The sequence below is a fragment of the Chloroflexia bacterium SDU3-3 genome, assembly GCA_009268125.1.
Classification (GTDB): Bacteria; Chloroflexota; Chloroflexia; order Chloroflexales; family Roseiflexaceae; genus SDU3-3.
Map to the genome: position 1 here is coordinate 141,336 of WBOU01000011.1, position 22,624 is coordinate 163,959.

At 66.3% G+C, this 22,624-nt stretch carries 21 protein-coding genes and 1 pseudogene; 15 read left to right on the top strand and 7 right to left on the bottom strand.

The annotated features are described in order from the left end of the window. The first annotated feature begins 67 nt into the window (after positions 1-67). From F8S13_18270 to F8S13_18280, 3 genes are all read left to right on the top strand, one after another. Entirely contained in the window at positions 68-889 is an 822-nt protein-coding gene (locus F8S13_18270; GenBank protein ID KAB8141688.1) for a MerR family transcriptional regulator, read from the top strand. Positions 890-905: 16 nt separating this feature from the next. Continuing rightward, positions 906-1,385 (top strand): large conductance mechanosensitive channel protein MscL, encoded by a 480-nt coding sequence (gene mscL, locus F8S13_18275; GenBank protein KAB8141689.1) that lies wholly within the window; start codon positions 906-908, stop codon positions 1,383-1,385. Between the two features lie 157 nt (positions 1,386-1,542). Beyond that, the gene (locus F8S13_18280; protein KAB8141690.1) at positions 1,543-3,000 is read left to right on the top strand and encodes a hypothetical protein; all 1,458 of its coding nucleotides are present in this window, start codon (positions 1,543-1,545) and stop codon (positions 2,998-3,000) included. 75 nt (positions 3,001-3,075) lie between these two features. Here F8S13_18280 and F8S13_18285 read toward each other — a convergent pair whose 3' ends face one another. Further along, complete coding sequence (locus F8S13_18285) at positions 3,076-3,474, bottom strand: hypothetical protein (GenBank protein ID KAB8141691.1); 399 nt, start codon at positions 3,472-3,474, stop codon at positions 3,076-3,078. Positions 3,475-4,306: 832 nt separating this feature from the next. Beyond that, positions 4,307-5,199 (bottom strand): annotated as a pseudogene (locus tag F8S13_18290) (AAA family ATPase). Positions 5,200-5,704: 505 nt separating this feature from the next. Between F8S13_18290 and F8S13_18295 the strand changes: the two are divergent. The 9 genes from F8S13_18295 (at position 5,705) to F8S13_18335 (ending at position 15,583) form a co-directional block, all read left to right on the top strand. After that, a complete protein-coding gene (locus F8S13_18295; GenBank protein KAB8141692.1) occupies positions 5,705-6,355 on the top strand; it encodes a hypothetical protein in 651 nt (216 codons plus the stop codon). Between the two features lie 896 nt (positions 6,356-7,251). Next, positions 7,252-9,492, top strand: coding sequence for a hypothetical protein (locus F8S13_18300; GenBank protein KAB8141693.1), 2,241 nt, complete (start codon positions 7,252-7,254; stop codon positions 9,490-9,492). A gap of 706 nt (positions 9,493-10,198) precedes the next feature. Continuing rightward, positions 10,199-10,798: a nitroreductase family deazaflavin-dependent oxidoreductase gene (locus tag F8S13_18305; GenBank protein ID KAB8141694.1), complete on the top strand. Its 600-nt coding sequence runs from the start codon at positions 10,199-10,201 to the stop codon at positions 10,796-10,798. Positions 10,799-10,801: 3 nt separating this feature from the next. Then, positions 10,802-11,542 carry a hypothetical protein gene (locus tag F8S13_18310; GenBank protein ID KAB8141695.1) on the top strand — a complete coding sequence of 247 codons (741 nt, stop codon included), beginning with the start codon at positions 10,802-10,804 and terminating at the stop codon, positions 11,540-11,542. 141 nt (positions 11,543-11,683) lie between these two features. Then, positions 11,684-12,712, top strand: a complete 1,029-nt coding sequence (locus tag F8S13_18315) for an aldehyde reductase (protein ID KAB8141696.1) — start codon at positions 11,684-11,686, stop codon at positions 12,710-12,712. Positions 12,713-12,744: 32 nt separating this feature from the next. Then, entirely contained in the window at positions 12,745-13,755 is a 1,011-nt protein-coding gene (locus tag F8S13_18320; GenBank protein KAB8141697.1) for an AraC family transcriptional regulator, read from the top strand. 16 nt (positions 13,756-13,771) lie between these two features. Continuing rightward, on the top strand, positions 13,772-14,371 hold the full coding sequence (locus F8S13_18325; protein ID KAB8141698.1) for a TetR/AcrR family transcriptional regulator: 600 nt from the start codon (positions 13,772-13,774) through the stop codon (positions 14,369-14,371). A gap of 125 nt (positions 14,372-14,496) precedes the next feature. Beyond that, complete coding sequence (locus F8S13_18330) at positions 14,497-14,919, top strand: hypothetical protein (GenBank protein KAB8141699.1); 423 nt, start codon at positions 14,497-14,499, stop codon at positions 14,917-14,919. A gap of 40 nt (positions 14,920-14,959) precedes the next feature. Next, positions 14,960-15,583: a hypothetical protein gene (locus F8S13_18335; GenBank protein ID KAB8141700.1), complete on the top strand. Its 624-nt coding sequence runs from the start codon at positions 14,960-14,962 to the stop codon at positions 15,581-15,583. Between the two features lie 149 nt (positions 15,584-15,732). On the opposite strand, the gene F8S13_18340 is transcribed toward F8S13_18335, so the two are convergent. Beyond that, positions 15,733-16,395 (bottom strand): HXXEE domain-containing protein, encoded by a 663-nt coding sequence (locus tag F8S13_18340; GenBank protein KAB8141701.1) that lies wholly within the window; start codon positions 16,393-16,395, stop codon positions 15,733-15,735. Positions 16,396-16,720: 325 nt separating this feature from the next. Here F8S13_18340 and F8S13_18345 point away from each other — a divergent pair, with 325 nt between their 5' ends. Beyond that, positions 16,721-17,185 (top strand): GNAT family N-acetyltransferase, encoded by a 465-nt coding sequence (locus F8S13_18345; GenBank protein ID KAB8141702.1) that lies wholly within the window; start codon positions 16,721-16,723, stop codon positions 17,183-17,185. A 113-nt stretch (positions 17,186-17,298) separates the two neighbouring features. Here F8S13_18345 and F8S13_18350 read toward each other — a convergent pair whose 3' ends face one another. Then, a complete protein-coding gene (locus tag F8S13_18350) occupies positions 17,299-17,700 on the bottom strand; it encodes a lectin OAA (GenBank protein KAB8141703.1) in 402 nt (133 codons plus the stop codon). A gap of 264 nt (positions 17,701-17,964) precedes the next feature. Between F8S13_18350 and F8S13_18355 the strand changes: the two genes are divergently transcribed. Together F8S13_18355 and F8S13_18360 are read left to right on the top strand one after the other, a co-directional pair. After that, on the top strand, positions 17,965-18,612 hold the full coding sequence (locus F8S13_18355; protein KAB8141704.1) for a hypothetical protein: 648 nt from the start codon (positions 17,965-17,967) through the stop codon (positions 18,610-18,612). Next, positions 18,587-18,802, top strand: coding sequence for a hypothetical protein (locus F8S13_18360; GenBank protein ID KAB8141705.1), 216 nt, complete (start codon positions 18,587-18,589; stop codon positions 18,800-18,802). The genes F8S13_18355 and F8S13_18360 overlap by 26 nt, the downstream gene beginning before the upstream one ends. A 106-nt stretch (positions 18,803-18,908) precedes the next feature. Here the strand turns inward: F8S13_18360 and F8S13_18365 are convergent, their stop codons facing one another. The 3 genes from F8S13_18365 to F8S13_18375 form a co-directional block, all read right to left on the bottom strand. Next, positions 18,909-20,027, bottom strand: a complete 1,119-nt coding sequence (locus F8S13_18365; GenBank protein ID KAB8141706.1) for a S8 family peptidase — start codon at positions 20,025-20,027, stop codon at positions 18,909-18,911. A 110-nt stretch (positions 20,028-20,137) separates the two neighbouring features. Next, the gene (locus tag F8S13_18370) at positions 20,138-21,322 is read right to left on the bottom strand and encodes a S8 family peptidase (protein KAB8141707.1); all 1,185 of its coding nucleotides are present in this window, start codon (positions 21,320-21,322) and stop codon (positions 20,138-20,140) included. An 82-nt stretch (positions 21,323-21,404) separates the two neighbouring features. Then, positions 21,405-22,565, bottom strand: coding sequence for a S8 family peptidase (locus tag F8S13_18375; protein ID KAB8141708.1), 1,161 nt, complete (start codon positions 22,563-22,565; stop codon positions 21,405-21,407). Positions 22,566-22,624: the final 59 nt, after the last annotated feature.

Below are 22,624 nucleotides of genomic sequence, written 5' to 3' on the forward strand. Positions count from 1 at the left end.
CTGCTTGACTACCTCGACCATTCTAGAACATGCATGCAACATTTGAGACTTTTCCCTGTTCTATGGTATGCTCTGGCCTTGCAATGCGTGGCAAGTCTCCACTACCAACACCGGGTTTGACATGACCGTTCGCGCCAACCTCCGCACCATCGATCTGGCCCAGGCCGAGGGCATCAGCGTGCAGCTGGTGCGCAACTACGAGGCCAGCGGCATGATCCCCACGGCCCAGCGCACGCCCAGCGGCTACCGCCGCTACACCCAGCAGCACCTCGATGCCCTGCGCGCCGCCCGCCAGATGGCCGAGGCCTACGGCAGCCCCACCGCCCGCCAGATCATGCGGGCCGTGCACAGCGGCGCGTGGCCCCAGGCCCTGGCCATGGTAGATGAGCGCCACGCCCAGCAGGCCAGGGCGCGCGCCCACCTGGCCCAGACCCAGGCCGCCCTGGGCGTGCTGGCCGCCCACCCGCCCGCGCCCCACGCCGCCGCGCCGCTGCGCGTGGGGGCCGCCGCCCAGCTGGTGGGCATCCGCATCTCGGCGCTGCGCTTCTGGGAGCAGCAGGGCCTGGTGCGGCCCGCCCGCGAGCGCGGCAGCAACTACCGCACCTACGACGAGCGCCAGATCCGCCGCCTGCGCGCGGTGGCCCTGCTGCGCCAGGCCGGCTACGACTTCGACACCATCCGCACCACCCTCGACGAGCTGGAGCACGGCACCCCGCAGCGCGCGGTGGCCGCCATCCAGCAGCGCAGCGCCACCCTGGCCGCCGCCAGCTGGCGGGCCATGGCCGCCCTGGCCGCACTGCACGCCTACATGCGCGCCCACCTGGGCGACCCGCCCCCGCACGACGGTGGCCCTGTTGGTGCTATCATAGAACCCTCGCAGCCATTGTAGGAAAGGAGCGCAGACCATGGCAGAGTTCCCCGCAGGGCTTGGCGGCCCGGTCAACCTGGTGAAGAACGCAGGTAAAGAGCTGGGCGGATTCCGGAAGTTCCTGTTGCGCGGCAATGTGGTGGATCTGGCGGTGGGTGTGGTGATCGGCGCGGCCTTCAGCGATGTGATCAACGCGATTGTGAAGGGCCTGCTCACCCCGCTGATCGGCCTGTTCGGCGGCGGGCCGAACCTCTCCAGCTGGGTGGTGGGCGTGGGCAGCCAGCAGTTCCTGGTGGGCGAGGTGCTCAACGCCCTGATCGCCTTCATACTGATGGCCGCCGTGATCTACTTCCTGATCGTGCTGCCCGTGAACAAGCTGATGGACCGCTACCAGCCCGCGCCCAAGCCCGCCCCGGTCAAAGAGTGCCCCGAGTGCCTCAGCTCCATCCCCGAGGCGGCGCGGCGCTGCCGCGACTGCGGGGCGCAGCTCATCCAGCCGCCCACAACACCGGCTTAACCGAATGCCTATCGTTTGTTGACCTCCTGTTCAAGCGGCCATAACACCATCTGGGTAGCCTAGCCCCAGCTTCAGCGCAGGTGCGTTGCGGGGCTAGGTGGCCCCGCGCCCGCTGGGCCTCCCGATGGTGTCTGCCGCGAGGGCAGGAGGTAGCTTCTTGAACACGTTCCGCATGTGGCGCGGGGCCGCCCTGATCGCAGGGCTGCTGGCCGCGCTCCCGCTTGGCGCACACGCCGCCGCGCCACCCTTCCAGGCCGCAGCGCTCAACCCCAGCGCCCACCACTTCCACGACGCCTACTACATGCTCCAGCACAACACCTACGACTACGGCAGCACGCTCACCAGCTGGCTCGACCAGGGCTTCCGCTCGCTGGAGCTGGATGTGATCGACAAGGAGGACTGGGAGAACGACGCCAACGGCCCCTATGTAAGCCACGACAGCGGCGCGGGCAACAAGAACTGCTCGGGCAGCCCCGATCGGCTGGGCCACTGCCTGGGCGACGTGGCCAGCTGGCTGGCCGCGCACCCCGGCGAGGGGCCGCTGCTGGTGTTCATCGACATGAAGGCCTCGTGGGACCCGGCCAGCGCCTGGAACGACGACGAGGTGGCCATGCTGGATGACAAGGTGCGCAGCATCCTGGGCAGCCGCATGTACACCGGCGGCGACCTCTACCAGTACGCCACAGGCGCGGCCTACACCGGCAGCGGCAAGAGCCTGCGCCAGGCCGTGAGCGAGCGCGGCTGGCCGCTGCTGGCCGACATGAAGGGCAAGGTGGTGGTGGCCTACACCGGCGGCAAGATCGGGCTGGCCAACCAGACCCAGGGCAACGGCATCACCGTGATCGCCGCCCAGTCGCCCAAGCGCCTGCCCTACGGCTTCTTCTGCCCCGACGTAGAGGGCAACCCCGACGAGCTGAACCCCGGCGGCACCACCGACGGCATCTCCAGCGCCATCTCGCAGTACCTGGTGTGCAGCAACATGGCCGCGATCGACAACGGCCAGGTAACGATGAACCGCGCCGCCCAGCACCACCAGATCCTGCACATCTGGGGCGACCACGTCTACAGCACCGACTCGTTCGTGTACAACTATGTGGCGGTGGCCCACGGCGTCAGCGCGGTTGGCCGCGACAGCAGCCCCAGCGACACCTTCGGCGGGGCCATCCCGCCGGTGGGCGTGCGCCGCTCGCTGCCGGGCTACTTCGAGCTGCGCCCGCAGAGCAGCCCCAGCATGTGCATGGATGTGAGCGGCTCGGGCGGCAGCAACGGCACAGCCATCGTGCTGAAGGCCTGCGCGGGCAGCAGCAACCAGCGCTTCGTCTACACCGCCGAGGGCCAGCTGCGCCCCCAGCATGCCGGAACCCTCTGCGCCGACATCAAGGGCGGCTCGGCGGGCAATGGGAAAAATGTGCACCTGTGGGACTGCGACGGCGGCAACAGCGAGAAGTGGCTGATCACTAGCTCCGGCAGCTTCCAGAGCTACGACAGCCAGAGCTACTGCCTGGAGGCGGGCGGCAGCAGCGGCGCGCAGTTTGTGACCAAGGCGTGCAGCGGTGGCAGCGCCCAGAAGTTCAACCTCAACGCGGTGAGCGACTGGGTGCAGTCCTCGTTCTAGCCCCAGTGCACGCAAAGGCGGCGGGGTCATGTTGACATGACCCCGCCGCCCATTTGAAATTGCGCGCCTGCGGCCCTAGCTTGGCCTCAACCCAGCAGCAGGCGCGCTCTTCACGCCCTGCATCGCCCAGGCCGCCAGCGCTACAAACCCCGCCTCGGCCACCAGCGAGAGCACGCCCAGCGGCTCCAGCCACGCATTCGGCTCGGCGGGGATGCCGGGCAGCCCCACCGTGCGGCTGGCAACATAGCCCACAAACGCACCGCCTGCCACCACCGTGCCCAGCCACCAGCCCCAGCGCTCGCCGCGCCACAGGCCCACCACGGCCACCAGCGCGCCGATGCCATTGGCCAAGAACAGCATACCCTTGTAGGTGGCCTCCTCGAACGAGTCCGGCGCGTCGACAAAGTGGATGAGGCCCGTCACCAGAATCAGGGCGATAGCCAGCAGGATGATCGGCTTCGACTGGGATCGCATGGGGTGCTCCTTGTGTGTTGGTTGGATAAAAAGGGGCGGTCATCTCAACTGCCTGTAGCATAGCAGCCCCAGCTAAAGCCAGCCTAAAGCCCAGCGAACGGGAATCTAAATGGCGCGTGCGCCGCGTGGATTCTCTACCGTCAAAACAAAGAAACCGGTTAACCACGAAGACACGAAGGCACGAAGATTTTTACCGCCAAGGCCCCAAGGCACGAAGGGAACGAAAGGGAATAGGGGATCGGAATCAGTTACCCTACTCACCCGGCCCATGCGGCGAAGGTGCCGCTAGGGTCTTGATGGCCATATGCACGAACACCAGCCGCCAGGGAACGGCACGGGAACTCCTCAAATTGGGGGTTCGAAGGGGGCATAGCCCCCTCGCAGGGTTGCTAGGGGCTGGCCCCTAGCCGCCGCCCGCGTAGGGCACACACCCACCAACTAAAAACCACCATCATCATCGAAACCGCAACCGGTCGGCCCGACCGCGCAACGCTCCAAGCATTGACTACGGTCGGCCCGCCCCAAAAATGACGCGGAAACCGCCCCAAAAGTGACACCATGTGAGGGACAAAACACCATGGGAAAAGAGCCTGATGAACCACGAAGGCACGAAAATTTTCACCACCAAAACGCTAAGGGAAGAAACGTGCGAGGAGCAAAGGTACGAACCTGCAAGAGGGGATGAACCAGCTTCAAAGAGGGGTGACATACGCGCAGTTCACGGTTGAGGGCTGTAGGTCTACCTAGCACAGCGAGGTCAGGTGCTCGCGCAGCCCCTGGTCGGTATTGCCCTCGCCGATAAACACAAACGAGATACGAAGCGCCCGCGTGTTCATCGCCCGTGCTCCTGTGGCAGAATCCCCGGCAGTGCGATCTGCGCATTGGGCGGGTATACCAAGTAGTCGATGATTGTGGCCTTTCCCACCGACATCTCACCCTCGCGCACTCGCCACGTGCCATCTAGCGGAAGACAGCGCAGGCTATGAGCGATCCCGCCCTGCTCATCGCGCAGCTTCGCCTGCTGGGCAAACAGCAGATCATTGGGGTCTTGGATCTGCACAAACGATGGCGAATGGGTCGCCACAATCACCTGGCGCAGCGGGTTCTCATCCGATGGCCTCTGGCTGGTATCGACCGCCAGATCGTGCAGCAGCGCCGAGATCGCCTCGATCTTCGCGGGGTGGATACCATTTTCTGGCTCTTCCATGCAGATCATACCCTGGCTCTCGGGGTCTTCCACCAAGATAGCAAGGGTCAGAAATCGCAGGGTGCCATCGGACAATGACGAGGCCGAATAGAACTGGCCATCATTTTCCTGCGCCTGAAGCGTAAGAAGCTGCCGCACCTGATCGACATCAACCCGCAGCGATTTTACCGCGATCAGCTTGGCCAGCCGATTGGCAATCCGGGCGTAGAGATCTTCGGGATCTTTACCGCGCTCGCGCTCGCGGTTGGCTAGGCGGAACAGCGTAGCGGGTAAATGGCCACCCCACCCGAGCGGCGCTGAAAGAGATCGGCCAGATCATTATTTTCTTTGTCGCTATCCCGCACGCGCAGGGCCGCCTCCACCAGCGTGTGATCGGCCAGGAGGGAAAGAAAGCGGATCGCATCAAACAGGTTTGACTTACCCACGCCATTGGCACCAGCAATGCAGGTGAACGGGCCGAAATCTACGGCAAGCTCGACCAGATTTTTAAATCCATCTACCTCGAGTCGTGTCAGCATAGGAGCCTCATCATGCTGGTGGGTTTCCTCTTCCCAAGGGTTCAAGTTGTCTTGATTGGCTTTAGTATGCGCTAGAATACCATGCGCAACAATCCCGGTCAATGAAGCGCGCCCTTTGATTGGCTTCTCTTCTTCGTGACGGTCGTGCAAGCCCAAGCGACCATGGTGCAACCCCAAGCAGCCATGGTGCAACCCCAAGCAGCCATGGTGCAACCCCAAGCGACCATGGTGCAACCCCAAGCAGCCATGGTGCAACCCCGAGCAGCCATGGTGCAACCCCAAGCAGCCATGGTGCAACCCCAAGCAGCCATGGTGCAACCCCAAGCAGCCATGGTGCAACCCCAAGCAGCCATGGTGCAACCCCGAGCAGCCATGGTGCAACCCCAAGCAAAACCCTTGATTATTCTTATAAACTCGGCATACAATACACCTAACATCTTTATGATGTCATACAAGCACAGAACTCACCCCATCTAGTAATCGCCTATGGAATAGGAGAACGTGAATGGGATCTTCCATCTCGCAAGCCGACCAGATCGCCACTGCCCAACAATCCTTCCTTGTCATCCAGCGGGAGCCAGCGATCAAAGATCTGCTGGAGAGCGTGGGCTACACCGACGGCAGGCTAGAAAGCGACAAGGCCAGCTGCGACGCCGCCGCACAGGCTATCGAGCAGCAGGATGCCGCCCGCATGGATCAGATCAAAGCCTCCGAAAAGGTCACACAGCTGCGCGCCGAGGCCGAGGCCAAGTACAGCGCGCTGGCCACCACGGTGCGCGCCGTGTTCCCCGCCGACAAGGCCCTGCACGAGAAGCTGGGCCTGCGCGGCACGCCCAGCCAGCAGCGCACGCAGAGCGGTTTCCTACGCAAGGCCCGCGCCCTGTACGACGGCGTGCTGCACCAGCCCGACCTGCTGCCGCCGCTGGCGGAGGCGGGCTACGGCGGCGAGCGGCTGGCGGGCGAGCGGGCTGCGCTCGATGTGCTCCAGCAGGCCGACGCCGATCAGGAGGCGGCCAAGTTCCGCGCCCAGACGGCCACCGCCGAGCAGAAGCAGGCCCTGGCCGAGCTGCGCAGCCGCCGCAGCCGCTTCGCCAAGCTGGCCAAGCTGGCGCTGAAGGGCAACCCGCAGGCGCTGGCGGCGCTGGGCCTGCGCTAGGGCCGGGGCTAGCACGTGGGCGAGGGCGGGGCCGATAAGGCCCCGCTCTTTTGCTGCCCTTGGCGGGGCTGCACAGGCGGCACCAATGTTCGGGAGGTCCGAGGCTTTTTCAGGTGCAAATGCGCGCTGCCGTTGGGTCAACCAAGCTGCGCTTTTGTCAATAGCGGTTCCTTGTGGTTGCTGGGTGGGTGCCCTGCGCGGGCGACGTCCGGGGGCCAGCCCCTCGGAACCCCACCAGGGGGCATCGCCCTCACATGGTGTCACTTTCTTAGCCAGGGCGTCAGGATGCGGCAAGACCCGCAATCATGCGTGCCAGACTATGCACACCACCAGTTGCGCTCCCAGCAAGCAACCCGCCTCAACCCATGATCGCGCCGCGCCATCCCACCCCGCCCATGCGGCGAAGGTGCCGCTAAGGTCTTGATGGCCATATGCACGAATACCAGCCGCTAGGTAACAGCACGGGAACGGTCAACATTGGGGTTCGAAGGGGCAACGCCCCTCGCGGAGATCCAAGGGCGCGGAGCCCTTGGTGCCGCCCGCATAGGGCATGCACCACCAGCCAAAAATGACCACTATCGACGAAGGCGCACCCAAGCCGAACGAATACCAACGCACCGTTTCGCTCAAACGGCCTCGGAACACCCGATAAAGTGACACCATGTGAGGGGCATCGCCCCCTTGGAACCTCCCAATGTTGAGCGTTCCTATACCGCTCGCTGGCAGCTGGTATTCGTGCATATGACCAGTTTGCACGAGTAGCACCTTCGCCGCATGGGCTGGGTTGAGTAAGGCTGGCTTCTTCGTTTTCCCTTGCTAGTGATGGCTGCACGGCAGCGGCGGCGGGTGTGCGATAATGGGCGGCTGGGAGAGCATAGCACTAGAGGATCTGGACCATGTACCGAGCCGTCGCCGCTGCCACGCCGCAGCTACACATCCCCCGCCGCGCCCGCCCCCTGCTGTGGGGGGCCTACCTGCTGCTGCTGTGCTGCGCCAGCCTGTGGGCGCTGGGACAGCAGGCCCCGGCGGCCACGCTGGATGCGGGCGGCGGGCTGTACCTGGGCGAGCAGGATGCGACCTCGGCCTACCGCTGGACCAGCTCGCAGGCTACGTTTGCCATCGCACCCATGAGCCAGGCCAGCAGCGCAACGCTAACGCTGAGCCGCACGGCCTGGCCCGGCCAGCAGCGCACGCCGGTGACGCTGGGCACCGACGCGGGCGCGCTGGCCCAGGTGGCGGTGGGCGATGCGCCGCGCATCATCCACCTGCTCATCCCCGCGCACAGCCGCCAGCTGGTGATCGGCAGCGACGTGACGCGCCCGCCCGGCGGCGACTGGCGCTGGCTGGGTGTGCAGGTGCGCCAGATCGAGGTGCGGGGCTACGGGCTGCCGCTGGAGCGCGCGGCGCTGGCCGTGGCACTGGGGCTGGCCGGGCTGCTGGCCACCTGGGCCGTGGCTTGGTGCGCGCGGCGCGGCTACGGCTGGCTGGCCCTGGCCACGCTGGCGGGCCTGGCCACGCGGCTCTACGGCGTCACCTACTCGCCCGCCATGATGCACCGCGACGAGGTGGTGAGCATGGTGGACGCATGGTACCTATCGCGCACCGGCCACGATCACCTGGGGCACCTGCTGCCGCTGGCCAGCTTCGAGGCCTACGGCGACTGGGTCTCGCCGCTGCTCACCTACGTGCAGCTGCCGTGGGTGGCGATCTTCGGGCCGAACCCGGCGGTGGTGCGGGTGGCGGTGGCGCTGTTCGGCACGCTGGCGGTGCCCGCCGCCTACGGGCTGGCCCGCGAGCTGCGGCTGCCCGCCGCCGCGCCGGTGGCGGCGCTGGTGGCCGCGCTCTCGCCCTGGCAGGTGTTCCTCAGCCGGGTGGCCATCCCGCCCGCGCTCATCCCCACCATGTTCACGCTGCTGCTGTGGGCGGCGGTGCGCTTCGTGCGGCGGGGCGGCGAGCGCGACGCGCTGCTGCTGGCGCTGGCGGGCGGCCTGGGCGTGTACGCCTACCCGACCATGAAGATGGCGGTGCCGCTGGTGGGGCTGCTGGCGGTGGCGCTGGCGCTGCGCGCCCACGGCTGGAGGGCGGTGCTGCGCTGGCGGGCGGCGGCGCTGCTGCTGGCGCTGTGGCTGCCCTTCCTGGCCGACACGCTGCTGAACCCGGCCAGCGGCACGCGGCTCCAGTCGGTGGCGCTGCGGGCCGAGGGGCCGCTGGCCTGGCTGGCGGCGTGGTGGGCGGGCTACCGCTCGTACTTCGACCCGCGCATGTACTACGGCGACGGCGGCGGCATCCGCAAGATCATCCAGGCGGTGCCGGGCCACGGGCTGGCGCTGCTGGCCGAGGCCCCGCTGCTGCTGGGGCTGGCGCTGCTGCCGGTGCTGCGCGGCGGCCAGCGCCGCGCGGTGGAGCGCGGGCGGCCCTACGCGCTGCCCAGCTTCACGATCATCCTGCTGCTGCTGGGGCTGGCGCTGCTGGCCCCGCTGCCCGCCAGCCTCACCAAGGGCAGCCCGCACACCTTCCGCTCGGCCATGCTGGGGCCGGTGTACGCGCTGCTGGTGGGGGTGGGGGCCTCGCTGTGGTGGCAGGTGCTGGGGCGGCTCGGCCAGCGCCCGCTGGCGGCGGGGCTGCGCGGGGCGCTGGCGGCGCTGGTGGCGCTGGCGCTGCTGGCCCAGGGCGGCCAGTGGCTGCACACACTGAACACCAGCTACGCGCTCGACGCCAGCGACACCTGGTTCTACGCCGACGGCGAGTTCGACGCCATGCGCGACGTGGTGGCCCGCGCCCCCGGCTACGACGAGGTGTGGCTCGACATCGGCTCGATGGGCAGGCCCTACATCTTCCTGCTGGCCGCGCAGCCCATGGAGCCAACCGAGGTGCAGGCCCAGATGCAGATCGAGCGCGACCCGCCGCACGTCAACGCGATCACGCGCTTTGGCACGTACCGCTTTGTGAACTTCTCGCTTGACCCCAGCATCCCCAGCGACCTGCCGGTGGAGCGGGCCAGCATCATCCGCGATGCCAAGCCGGGCTACCTGGCGCAGCGCTGGGAGGTGGGCGGGCGGCGCATCCTGCTGGTGCGCGGCATGAAGACCAAGGTCGAGGGCGACACGGCGGGCGACGAGGAGGATGTCGAGCCGTAGACGTTATGTTCAGAGAGGTGCCCACCGCAATCAGCGTAGTCTTGACGAGATGGGCCGATCTCATGAAGGGCCATTTCAGGCATTCCTATGGCATTCGCTGGCTGCTGGCGTTCGTGCATATGGCCATCAGAGCGCTAGCGGCACCTTCGCCGCATGGGCCGGGTGGGTAGGGCTGCCGCTCCCTGATTCCATACCAATGTGTTCCCTCAACAGGTGTTACTTTGTACGACGTTTCAAGGTTTTTTGGCACCCATCCCCGATCGCTTGGCGATGCACTGATGCGCCGCGTTCATCGCAACACGACCCGATGAAGCGGCGCGGAGCGCATCGGAACGCGACGCTTCATCGTGCTCATCGAACGGCCCTCCGATGAGCACGATGAGTACGGCGTGGGCGGACACCAGGTCCGCCCCTACGGCAATGATTCCGTCGTGCGCATGTCGACCTGCTCCCCGTGACAACCAGCGGTTATGTCCCGGCACGCGGGTTGGTACCATGTGCCGCACCCCAATGCCTCGCTCGACAAAGTGACGCCATGTAAAAATTTGTCCCCTTGGTGTCTTGGAGTCTTGGTGGTAAATGGGTTTCGTGTTTTGTGGTGTACAAGCACCACAACCCGCCTGGCGGATGATGCGGCGGGCGGCGGCGTGGCGCACAATAGGGGCAGCCGTGGCGCTGGGGCTGCGGCCAGCAAGGAGCATCCCCGATGTCTCAGGAAGACGCATTTCGCGATATCGAGCGCCAGATCTTCAAGGTGATGAACACATGGTTCATGGCCCCGCTGCTGCGGCGCGGGCTGGGCTGGCTGATCGGCAGCCCGGCCAGCGGCTACTTCATGCTGCTGCGCACCACAGGCCGCAAAAGCGGGCAGCCGCGCGAGACGCCGCTGAACTACGCGATTGTGGATGGCTGCGTGGTCTGCCTGGCAGGGTTCGGCAGCGCCAGCCACTGGCTGGCCAACATCCGCAGCCAGCCGCACGTAGCGGTGCGCCTGCCCGCCCGTGCGCTGGAGGGCAGCGCCGAGCTGGTGGCCGACCAGGATGAGGCGGCGGGGCTAGCGCTGCGGGTGGCGCGCAACAGCGGCTTCGCGCTAGTGTTCGAGGACCCGCGCTGCCTGCTGATGGGCGACGACGAGCTGCGCGCGCTGCTGCGCGGGCGCCCGGTGGTGCGCATCCGCCCCGACGATGGCCCCCTGGCCCCCGGCCCGCACGACCCCGGCGGTCGCGGCTGGCTCATCCTGCTGGGCGCGCTGGCCCTGGCCGCGCTGGCCCTGGCCGCGCTGCTGCGGCGCGGGCGGGCGGGCTAGGCCATGGAGCAGCAGCTACGCTGGCCCGACCTACCCGCCCCCTACGGCGAGGCACTGCGTGCGGCGGTCGAGCACATCCTTGGCCGAGTCACGCCACGCGGCATCATCGTCTCCGGCACGATCATCCGAGGAACTGCCAGCCGCAGCAGCGACCTCGACATCGTGGTGGTCAACCGCGCCAGCGTGCGCCAGCGCATCCAGCGCAGCTTCTGCGGGGTGCCCGCCGAGATCTTTGTCAACCCGCTGCCCATGATCGAGCGCTACGTGGCCGACGAGCGGCGGCGGGGCCGCCCCGTGACTGCCCACATGATCGCCACGGGCTGGCTGCTCTACGCGGCGGATGACGAGGTGCGCGCCCTGCCCGAGCGGGCCGCCGCGTGGCTGGGCCAGCCGCCCAGCGCCACCGCGCAGGATCTGCTGCTGGCGCGCTACATGGCCGCCAGCCTGATCGAGGATGCCGCCGACGTGGCCGAGGCCGACCCGATCAGCGCGCAGTACCTGCTGGCCCAGGCCCTGCCCGAGATCGTGCGCTACGCCTTCCTGAGCGCCGGGCGCTACCTGCCGCGCCCCAAAGATCTGCGCGCCGCGCTGGCGGAGCATATGCCGCAGTCCGCCGTGCTGCTCGACGCCGCGCTGGCCGCGCCCGATCTGGCCGCGCGCTATGCTGCCGCGCTAGCCCTGGCTGACCACGTGCTGGGCGCGCGGGGCTTCTTCGCCTGGGATGGCGAGCCGGAGGAGGTGTAGCGGCCCACCGTGGCGCATCCTGCGAGCCGCATGGCGCATTTTGCGAACAAGTTGGCGCGTCCTGCGAATCGCGTCAGCCCGCCATTGCGCTATCATAGCCCCACTGAGCAATGCAGACCAATAGCAGAGGGGAAACAGACCATGAGCGGCGAGCAAGTACTTGTCACAGGCGGGTCGGGGTTTGTGGGGTCGCACTGCGTGGCGGCCCTGCTGAACGCGGGCTATCAGGTGCGCACCACCGTGCGCTCGCTGGCGCGCGAGGCCGATGTGCGGGCCATGCTGAAGCGGGCCGGGGTGGATGCGGGCGACCGGCTATCGTTTGTGGCCGCCGACCTGACATCCGATGCGGGCTGGGGCGAGGCGGTGGCGGGCTGCGCCTACGTGCTGCACGTGGCCTCGCCCTTCCCGCTGCGCCAGCCCAAGGACGAGAACGAGCTGATCGTCCCCGCCCGCGAGGGCACGCTGCGGGTGCTGCGGGCCGCGCGCGACGCCGGGGTGCGCCGCGTCGTCGTCACATCCTCGTTTGTGGCCATCGCCTACGGGCACGCGCCCACCACCCGCCCCTACACCGAGGAGGACTGGACCAACGTCGGCAGCGAGCACGTGAACGCCTACGGCAAGTCGAAGACGCTGGCCGAGCGAGCCGCCTGGGAGTTCATCCAGCGCGAGGGCGGCGATCTAGAGCTGGCGGCGGTCAACCCGGTGGGTATCTTCGGCCCCGCGCTCGGCCCCGACCTCTCCGAGTCGGTGCGAATCGTGCAGGTGCTGCTGCAGGGCAGCATGCCCGCGCTGCCACGCATGTCGTTTGGTTCGGTAGATGTGCGCGACCTGGCCGACCTGCACCTGCGGGCCATGACCAACCCAGCGGCGAAGGGCCAGCGCTTCCTGGCCATCAGCGACAGCAACATCAGCATGGAGTGGGCGGCCAAGCTGCTGCGCGAGCGCATGGGCCAGGCCGCCGCCCGCGTGCCCCGGCTAATGCTGCCCAACTGGGCAGTGACGCTGCTGGCCCGCGTGGTGCCCGATCTAGCCCCGATCGCCGCCGAGCTGCGCAGCGAGAAGCTGGCCAGCAACGCCAAGGCCCGCACGCTGCTGGGCTGGACACCGCGGCCAAATGACGATACCATTCTGGCCACCGCCGAGAGTCTGGTGCGGCTCGGGCTGGTGTAGCCCAGGGCGGCGCAGATACGACAGGGAAGACTATGCCTCACATCAGGGTATCGAGCGTGATCGGCGTGAAGCTAGAGTCAATGGGCATTTCGCTCGTGGAGCTGCTGCGGCGGGCGCGGCTGCCGCAGCAGCTGCTGCGCCAAGAGCGGGCGGTGCTCTCGGTGGAGCAGTGGCTGGCGCTCTGGGATGCGCTCGACAGCATGGAGATCGACCCCGCGCTCGGGCTGAGCTTCACCCAGTTCGAGGGCAGCGAGCCGTACGACGCGCTGTGGATCACGGCGCTCTCGGCCCCCACCCTGCACGCCGCCATCGCCAAGCTGTCCCGCTACAAGCGGCTGTTCAGCGCCGAGCGCATCGACATGCGGCAGCTCGGCGAGATCTGGCAGATCGAAGTATCGTGGCTGGTGGGCAGCGCGCCGCCGCCCGCGCTGCTGGTGGACATGACCTTCTCCTGCCTGATGAACCTGAGCAGGCGCGGCGCGGGCAGGCCGCTGCGCCCCGAGCGCGTGCGCTTCCGCCGACCCGAGCGCAACCGCGCCATGTACGAGCAGTTTTTCCTGTGCCCGGTCGAGTTCGACGCCGAGCGCGACCAGATCCTCTATGCCGATGCGACGATCCGCCAGACCTTCCACACCTACAGCCCCGACCTGCTGGCCATCCTGGAGCCGCAGTTCGAGGCCGAGCTGCACCAGGCCGACCAGCACTCGCTGCACCGCCAGATCGCCTCGCTGGTGCGCGCGCGGCTGGCCGGCCAGCAGCCCTCGGTGTCATCCATCGCCCGCGAGCTGCACATGAGCGCCCGCACGCTGCAGCGCAGGCTGGCCGACGAGGGCCAGACCTTCCAGCACGTGATCGAGCAGGTGCGCCACGAGCTGGCCCAGCAGTACCTGCGCGAGTCGAGCCTCGACCTGAGCGAGATCGCCTTCCTGCTGGGGTACCAGGAGGCCAACTCGTTCCACCGCGCCTTCAGCCAGTGGGAGGGCAGCTCGCCCGGGCAGTGGCGCGCGACCCAGCAGCACGCCGCGCGCCCAGATCTGGTATAGTGCCCCTAGCACACGGATGCATCGCCCCCTAGCGAAGCGAGGCACTATGCGACCAGAGACCCGCGACCCCCGCTCCAGCGCCACCCGCAGCGCCATGATCGACGCGCTGCTGGCGCTGCTGGCCGCCCGACCCTACCGCGAGATCACCATCCAAGACATCACCGACATGGCCGGGCTCAGCCGCTCCACCTTCTACGCCCACTTCCAGGGCAAGGATGACCTGCTGCGCTGCGGCTTCGAGCGCGCCATCGCCAGCCTGGCCGACCACGTGGATGCCTGCGCCGCCGACGGTCTGCAGGTGGAGACTGCGGCGATCTTCGCCCACGCCCAGGCTAGCTTCACGCTCTACCGCTCGCTGGTGTTCGTACCGGGCCTCGACCTGCTGAGCCGGAGCGCCCAGGCCGCCCTGGCATCCAAGCTGCACGGGCGGCTGCTGCTGGTGCCTACGGCAGCGGCCTGCGATCTGCCGCTGGTCCTGCTGGCCGAGAGCATGGCCGGCGGGCTGCTGCTGCTGCTGCGCTGGTGGGTCGACCAGCAGCAGCCCTTCACCCCCGCCCAGATGGACGAGGTGTTCCAGCGCCTGGTGATGCCCGGCGTGCGCTCCGCCCTAGCCTAGCGCACGCCACTATGTTCGCCACCAAAAGACGAGTCCCCCACGATGCCGAAACAATGCAAAAGATGACAAAATTGGACAGGTAGCGAAAATAGCGCCAGCATGATCGAGAAAAGGACAAGCATAGCATGGCCGTTGCAAAGCACGGGAGAAGGCAGATCACGATCAATCAGCAGCTTTTTGTCTGGTGGTTCGGCGAAGATGTCGACAACTGCCTACATATTGTCTCCAACGATAAGCAGCTCAACATACGCTATAGCGCCGAGGTACACTTTCAAGACACATCGCCCTTTGTCGATGTGCTCGGGTCGCGCTTCCCTGGGCTTCCGCATGGCCGCACCGGCTGGTATCGCGTGCACGCGCCAACGTGGCATGAGCCGAACATCATAGCGCCACAGTTTGTGCGGCAGCTCATCGAGTGGTGTCACACCGATCACCCAGCAATCCACTTCTACCCACTGAGGCCCGAGGAGCACATGCGGGTGCACGCCATGTGGGATCACGGCGTGCCTGCATTTGATTGCACCAGAGCCATCATCGCGTATACTTGAGCGGACCGCGCATCGCACGGCAGATAAAGGAAAACCGCATATGCAAGCCATCATGCGCACCGACGAGCATCACATCGAGAAGCACCGCGCCATCCTCGCGATCGCGCGCGGCGATGTGCAGGCCATCTTCCTGGGCGACTCGCTCACCAGGCGCTGGGAGGATAACCCCGAACTATGGGAGCGCTACTTCTCCCGCTACCGCCCGGCCAACCTAGGCGTCGGCAGCGACCGCCTGGAGCATATCAAGTGGCGGGTGCTGAACGGCGAGCTGGATGGCTTCACGCCCAAGACGGTCGTCATCCTGGCGGGCACCAACAACCTCGACAGCGACGACGAGCAGGAAATTGTGGACGGGATAGGCGAGATCGTGGCGATCGTGCAGGAAAAACTGCCAGCGGCCAAGGTGGTGCTGCTCGGCCTGCTGCCGCGAAACCGCAGCGAGGGCGGGGTGGACTATATGCCGAAGATAGCGCGTATCAATCGGCAGCTTGGTCAGCGCTACGCCAGCACGGCGGTGGCATTCCACGACCTCGGGGACAGCCTGGTCAACCTGCAGGGCGCGGTCGACGCGGCGATCATGCCCGACGGGCTGCACCTGAACGCCGCAGGCTACGCGATCATCGGGCCGAGGCTGCAGGCGATCATCGGGCAAGCATGCGACTAGCGCGCGGTATCTATGGGCTGCGGCCCTCACATGGTATCACTTTTGGGGCTGTCTCTGCATCATTTTGGGGTCGGTCCGACCGGCTGCGGCTTCGATAGCACGGGAAGCGCCCCAGCCGACGGCTGATAGGCCAGCTGGGGCGCTTTCCACTATGGCCGCTGCGCTTCTCTGATTGCTGGCGGCAGGCATCGCTGGGGAAAGATATAGGTGGTCTGATCATCTTTGAGCCAGTCAATCAGCTTCAAGATACCAATATAGTTGAGCGCAATTCCCAGCACCACACCCACAATCCAATCAAACAACATCACCGAATGCGTTTGAGAAATGCGCTGAAAGAAGAGCACCGCAATCGGTAAAAACAACATGTCTGCGGTCGCAATGCCTGGGTTGTAGAGCGTTTTCCCCTTCAGGTTAAAGAGAAAGGTATGAGCGATGATATTGCCGACTGAAACAAGCATGGTTGCAATACCCAACCAAATAGCGCGCTCATTCAGCATGGCAGCCAAAAAGTAAGACAACCACCCGAGAAGGACATTGACCACAAACGCGGTATTGGTGTTCAGCGGATAGCGGTCAGGCTGCTTGCTTGCAAATAGGGTCAGATTGACCATGCCGGGGAAATAGCCAGGAAAGCGGTATTCCTCAAATTGATGAAGAAACAAGGCAGCCAAGCTGACCCAAAGAAGGAAAGCGATGGGACTCAGCGTGGTAAAGAGTAAAAAAAGACTAACGCCTACAGCGAGCACCAAGCCGATATCAAACCAATGCTGCCTCATAAAATGCATCAGATATTTCTCCAGCGAGCAGTTCAACGACCAACATCCGCGCGGACGCTTGAATGGTGTATGATACCTAATAATATGAGCATACGTTATTGAACATAGCACGAGTATAAAGACCTCAAGCGCTTGAGGTCAAGAGGGTGAACATGGAACAGCGACAAATCTATCTTGGCTAGTTACACTCATCCCGTCAATAGCGACTGGCTCGCGGATGAGCTGCGCCTGAGCGACCAGGGCCATCTGCTGCACGATATCGTCTTTGCCTCGCAGGCGCGCTGGCGGATCGAGTGCGGAGATGTCGACTACCGCTGGATGCCGTTTGAAACGCTCTAGAATCACCTACCAGGGAACCCCAATGAACCTCACATACACATGGTCGCGACTGCCCGACCTCACCGCGCTAGAGCTGCACGAGATCATCAAGGCCCGCGAGGCGGTGTTTGTCGTCGAGCAGCAGTGCCCGTACCAGGAGACCGACGACATGGACCTGCACGCGTGGCACCTGCGCGTGGCGCTGGATGGCGCGCTGGCCGCCTACATCCGTGTGGTCGACCCCGGCATCAAGTACGAGCAGCCCTCGATCGGGCGCGTGCTGACGCTGCCCGCGTTCCGGCGGCTGAAGATCGGGCGCGCACTGCTGGGCGAGGGGCTCCGCTTCACCGAGCAGCAGTTCCCAGACATGGGCATCAAGATCGGCGCGCAGGTCTACCTGCGGGAGTTCTACGAGTCGTTTGGCTTCCAGTCCGTCTCCGAGGTATATGTCGAGGATGGGATACCGCACATAGATATGGTGCGCCCGTCGCAGAGCGATCAGGCATAGCGCCAGATTCTTTGGGGGCTGTGTGGCGCAGCCCTGGATCGCCGCAGGGGCGGCGCACAAAAAGCGGCCAGGAGCTTACCCCTGGCCGCACAGAGACCGACGGTGCCAGCGCGCTACGCGGACTCGAGGACGCCGTGGAAGCCGATCGGGCCTTCGCCCACGTAGGTGTTCGTGCCATCGAGCACGTCGCCGTCGCCGCTCACATGCAGCTCGATCACGTGCTGGTTGTCGCGCCCGCCGATCACCCAGGTGCCGCCGGGGTGCCAGGGTGCGTTCGAGCCACCCCACTGATTCTCGACATTGTAGCTGTTGCCATTCAGCAGGGTCGCGCGCAGGCCGATCGGGCCTTCGTTCGCATAGGTCATGGTGCCAAAGAACGAGTCGCCGCCATCCGATGAGCTGATGTCGATAGCCACCACAGACTGCTCGGAGCGAGCACCAAGAACCCAGGTACCGCCGGCATGCCACGGCGCATCCGGGCCACCCCACTGATTCTCGACGGCATACGTCGCCATAACGTCTACCCCTTTCGTATGTGCCTATCTGGCTTCTCAATACTATCGCAGAAATCCATATTTTCAATACAGGATTCATACAGATGTTAGGATCAATCTGGTTAAATCTCTATGAAGGGGCGGAGGAGGAGCGTTCACCACCAAGCACCTTGGGGTAGGCCAGCATTTTTGAGATGAAGCGTGGAGTCTGCGCCGCCCGCGCCAAGCTGTGCTACCGTATAGCCCTTGCACAGACACGAAGCGACCACACACCTAGGAGCATCATTGACCACAGACATCGACCTCGGCGCGCACACCAGCCCCGCCGCGCTGGCCCAGGCGCTCGACCACGCGCGGCGGCAGATCATCCAGGGCGCGGCGGGCGACCCCGATGCCCTGCTGGCGGCACTGCCCCTGCTCTGGCGCTACGCCCTGCTACGGGGGGCGCTCACGACAGCCGACGGGCAAACGATGAACGCGGCGCAGCAGGCTTGGCGTGGGATAGCAATAGCCTACGAAATCACCAAGATACTGGCCAAAGGCCACCACTACAACCAAGCGCTTGCCCTAGCACAGCGCATTCCCGACGGACACCACACATGGGCCATGCGCGGCATCGCGGCGGCAATGGCAGAGAACGGCGATGTTGAGCAGGCGGTGGATCTGGCCGACAGCATCTGCAACGAGCGGCAGCGCGCGGACGTGCAGGTGGAGATCGCCCGCGCCCTCTCCAAGGCCCAGCGCTGGGATGAGGCTGCCGCGCTCGCTCGCGCCGCCGGGCGCTATCTCGACGACATCGCGTGCGATCTGGCCGAGGCGGGGCGGCATGCTGAGGCGCTGGCCCTCCTGCGCACATCGGGCAACGGTGACGAGCACAATTGGGCGATGAGCCAGATCGCCGTCAGCCTTGCTAGGGCAGGCCGAGGCAGATGAGTGGCCCCGGCTGATCGCGCTGGCGGCCGAGACATGGGCCGCCAGCACAAACGCGCGCCACCCCGACCGCGAGTTGCGGCTGGCAGCGCACCTGATCGCCCACCACCCCGAGCTGGGCATGGCACTGGCCGAGGCATTCCCCTGGGCCGAGGCACAACTACGCAGGCTGCTGCACACCCAAAAGTTCTAACCAAGGGCAAAGACACGAAGAAGCAAGATCGCAATGAACCGCAGCAGATGGCAGCGCGCGGGCCAAACGTGGGCGGCGGGCGTAGTGCCCGCCGCCCTTGGCGTGGCTACAGGCCGCCGGTGTAGAGCAGGCGGTTGGCAGTGCCGGGCGGCACGTTGATCAGCACGTTATAGGTGGCGTTGGCGTTGATCCAGCTGGTGACGGTGGCGGAGGGGGCGTCGCCGTAGGTGGCCTTGTAGAGGCCCGCGATCCCGGCGGCAAAGGCCACCGACACCGAGCCGCTGAGCGTCGCCGAGCCGCCGCCGATCCAGTCGGATGTGACGCTGACGCCGGGGGCGTAGGCATCCACGCAGGTGCCGTAGTTGGAGAATGAGGCCACGTGGTCGGTCTTGTCCGACGAGGCCACGGTGTAGGCCACCGCCACATTCGCCGGAGATGAGTTGCAGGCATTCCCGCTCTCGCCGCCAGCGGGGACGGCCACAAACACCCCGGAGTTCACCAGCGCGGTGACGGCGCTGGTGAGCGCGGCGGAGGAGGCCCCGCCGATGGCCAGGGTGGCCACCGCCCTAGGCTGGTGATTGGCCGCTACCCAGTTCACCCCCGCGATGACCTGCGACACCGTGGCCGAGCCAGCGCAGTTCATCACCCGCACCGAGTAGAGCTTAGCCTGCTTCAGCACGCCGTAGGTGCTGCCGCCCACCAGCCCGGCGATGAAGGTGCCGTGGCCGTTGCAGTCCAGCCCATCGCCGCCGGTGGCGTCGAAGGCCACCGAGGCGTTGCCGCCGAAATCGGGGTGGCTAATCTGGATGCCGGTGTCGATGATGTAGGCGTGGACGTTGGCCCCGGTGTGCTGGTAGGTGTAGCTGCCCGAGAGCGGCAGGTTGTGCTGGTCGATGCGGTCGAGGCCCCACTGGCCGCCGGAGACAGGCTGGGTGGCCTGGGCGGTGATCGGCAGGTCGGCCTCAATGGCGGCAACCTGGGGCGAGCGCTGGAGCGCGGCCAGCTGGGCGGATGTGAGGTCGGCGGCGAAGCCGTTCAGGGCGCGGTCGAACACGGCGGCGGAGCGCAGGCCGCGCGCGGCCACCACGGCGGCGGGGCGCACCCCACCCTTCAGCGTGACGATGTAGCGACCGGCGGCGGGTGCGGCCTGGGCGGGGGCCGTGCCTGTGCCCAGCAGGGCCACGGCCAGCACCACGAGCGCGAAAGACCGAAGCGGGCGGATCATTCGTACCCTCCTTCAATTAGGTGTTAGGGAGACAGCCCTAGCATACCATAGGAGCGGCGCGCTTGATCCGCCTTTACCCCACTATATAGCCATAAACAGCGTATTACTGACTACAGGCCGCCGGTATTCGCCAGTAGCTGGGTGGTGGTGAGCACCTGGTTGGTCGGGATGGCGTCGGGGGTGGCGTTGGCGAGGATCCAGGCGAAGACCACGGTGCTGGGCAGGTCGCCGTAGGTATCTTTATACATCGCGGCGATGCCCGCCACATGCGGGGCCGCGATATAGGTGTCGCTCACCAGCACAGGGGCACCGCTGTAGCTCAGGGTGCGTATGCCCGCGCCAGGGGCGAAGATATCCACGCACAGGCCACCGTTGGCGGAGGTGTAGCGCTTGTCGGCGCTGGTGGAGGCGCTGACGGTGAAGACGCTCGGCTCGCTGGGCGGCGAGCCAAGGCAGGCGTTGCTGTAGGAGTCGCCTGCTGGGGCCACCACAAACACGCCCGAGAGGCTGAGCGCGGCCAGCGAGAGGTTCAGCGCGGGCGAGACCAGGGTGTTGAAGGAGATATCGGCCACGGCCTTGGCTTTGTGGTTGAGCGTCAGCCAGTCCACCCCGTCGATCACCTGGCTCACATAGCTCTCGTTGTAGCCGCAGCCCTGCACGCGCACCAGGTAGAGCTTCGCCTGCTTGGCCACGCCGTAGGTGCTGCTGCCGATGGTGGCGGCCACCTGGGTGCCGCGGCTACAGCCGGTGACGCCCGTGCCCACCGCGTCGTAGGCCAGCGAGGCCCGCCCGCCGAACTCAGGCAGCGCGGTGTTCAGGTCGGCGTCGAAGATGTAGACGTTGGCGCTCGCGCCGGTGGAGGTGTAGGTGTAGGAGCCCGAGAGCGGCAGGTCGCGCTGGTCGATGCGGTCGAGGCCCCACGAGTCGGCGGGGCCGAGCGGCTGGGTGGTGGCGCTGGGCGCGGCCAGAGGTGCGGGGGCCACGCGCTGATCCTGCTCGATGGCGGCCACGCCAGGCGTGGCCTGCAGCAGCCGCAGCTGGGCGGGCGTCATGTCGGCCACAAAGCCATTCAGCGCGGTGTGGAAAGTGATGTGGGCGAGCAGGCCGCGCTGGGCCAGCAGGGCGGCGGGGCGCACCCCGCTCTTCAGCGTCACGATGTAGCGGCCTGGGGCGGCCACCTCGGCGGGGGCGGCGCGCACCGGCACCAGCGGGCGGGCGGCCTGGGCGGGCGTGGCGAACAGCTGCGCTGCGGCGAGCAGCGCAAGCGCGAACAGGCAGGCTGGGCGTCTCATCATTCCCTCTCCTTCTTGCGATAGCGGCGCACGACACCCCATGGCGGCGCTGCCACGGGGTGCCAGAATGAGGTGAGATTTGTGCCTAGAGGCCAGCGGTATAGATCAGCTTGTTCGGCGTGCCGCTGGGGTTGCCGGAGATCACGCCGGATGTGGCGTTGTTGACGATCCAGGTCGAGACCGTGGCGGGCGCGGCGTCGCCATAGACCGACTTGTAGAGCGCACCCAGGCCAGCCACATGCGGCGAGGCCATGGATGTGCCGCTGTAGGTATCCACGCCGTTGTCGATCACGGTCGAGGTGATGTTGACGCCGGGGGCGTAGGCATCCACGCAGGTGCCGTAGTTGCTGAACGACGCGATCTTGTCGGTCTTGTCCAAGGCGGCCACGGTGAAGGCGCTGGGCGCGCTGGCCGGCGACTTGTTGCAGGCGTTGGTGGTCTCGTTGCCCGCGGCCACCGCCACGAACACGCCCGAGCTGGTCAGGCTGGCGATCGCGTTGTTCACCGCCGCCGAGTACGCGCCGCCCAGCGACATGTTGGCCACCGCGTTGGGCTTGTGGTTGGCGGCCACCCAGTTGATGCCCGCGATCACATTGGCGTTGGTGCCGCGGCCCTTGCAGTTCAGCACGCGCACAGCGTACAGGCTGACCTTCTTGGCCACGCCGTAGGTGGCGCTGCCGATGGTGCCCGCCACGTGGGTGCCGTGGCCGTTGCAGTCGATGCCATCCTTACCCATCGCATCGTAGGCCACCGAGGCGCGCCCGCCAAACTCGGGGTGCGCGATGTAGATGCCGGTGTCGATCACGTAGGCGTTCACACCCGCGCCCGTGGCGTTGTAGGTGTAGCTGCCCGAGAGCGGCAGCTGCTTCTGATCAATGCGGTCAAGGCCCCACGAGTCGCCGCTGCCGATCGTCTGCGTGGTATCGACCGACACCTCCTGATCCTGTTCGATCGCAGCCACCTCGGGCAGGCGCTGCAGCAGGCTCACCTGCGCCGGGGTCAGGTTGGCGGCGAAGCCATTGATGGCCTTGTCGAAGACGTACTGCGCCTTCAGGCCGCGCGCCGCCAGGGTGGCGGTGGGCCGCTTCCCCGACTTGAGGGTGACGATGTAGCTGCCCGGCACGGCGGTGGCCGAGTCTGCCGCGCTCACCGGCACCAGGGTGGTGGCGGCCTGCGCGGGGATGGCACCAGCGCCAAGGGTCACGGCGAGGACAGCCAGAGCGAACAGGCGGATTGGACGATGCATAGACCGAGCCTCCTCTATAGAAACCAGATTGGCGGACCCACAGCATCAGGCGGCATAGG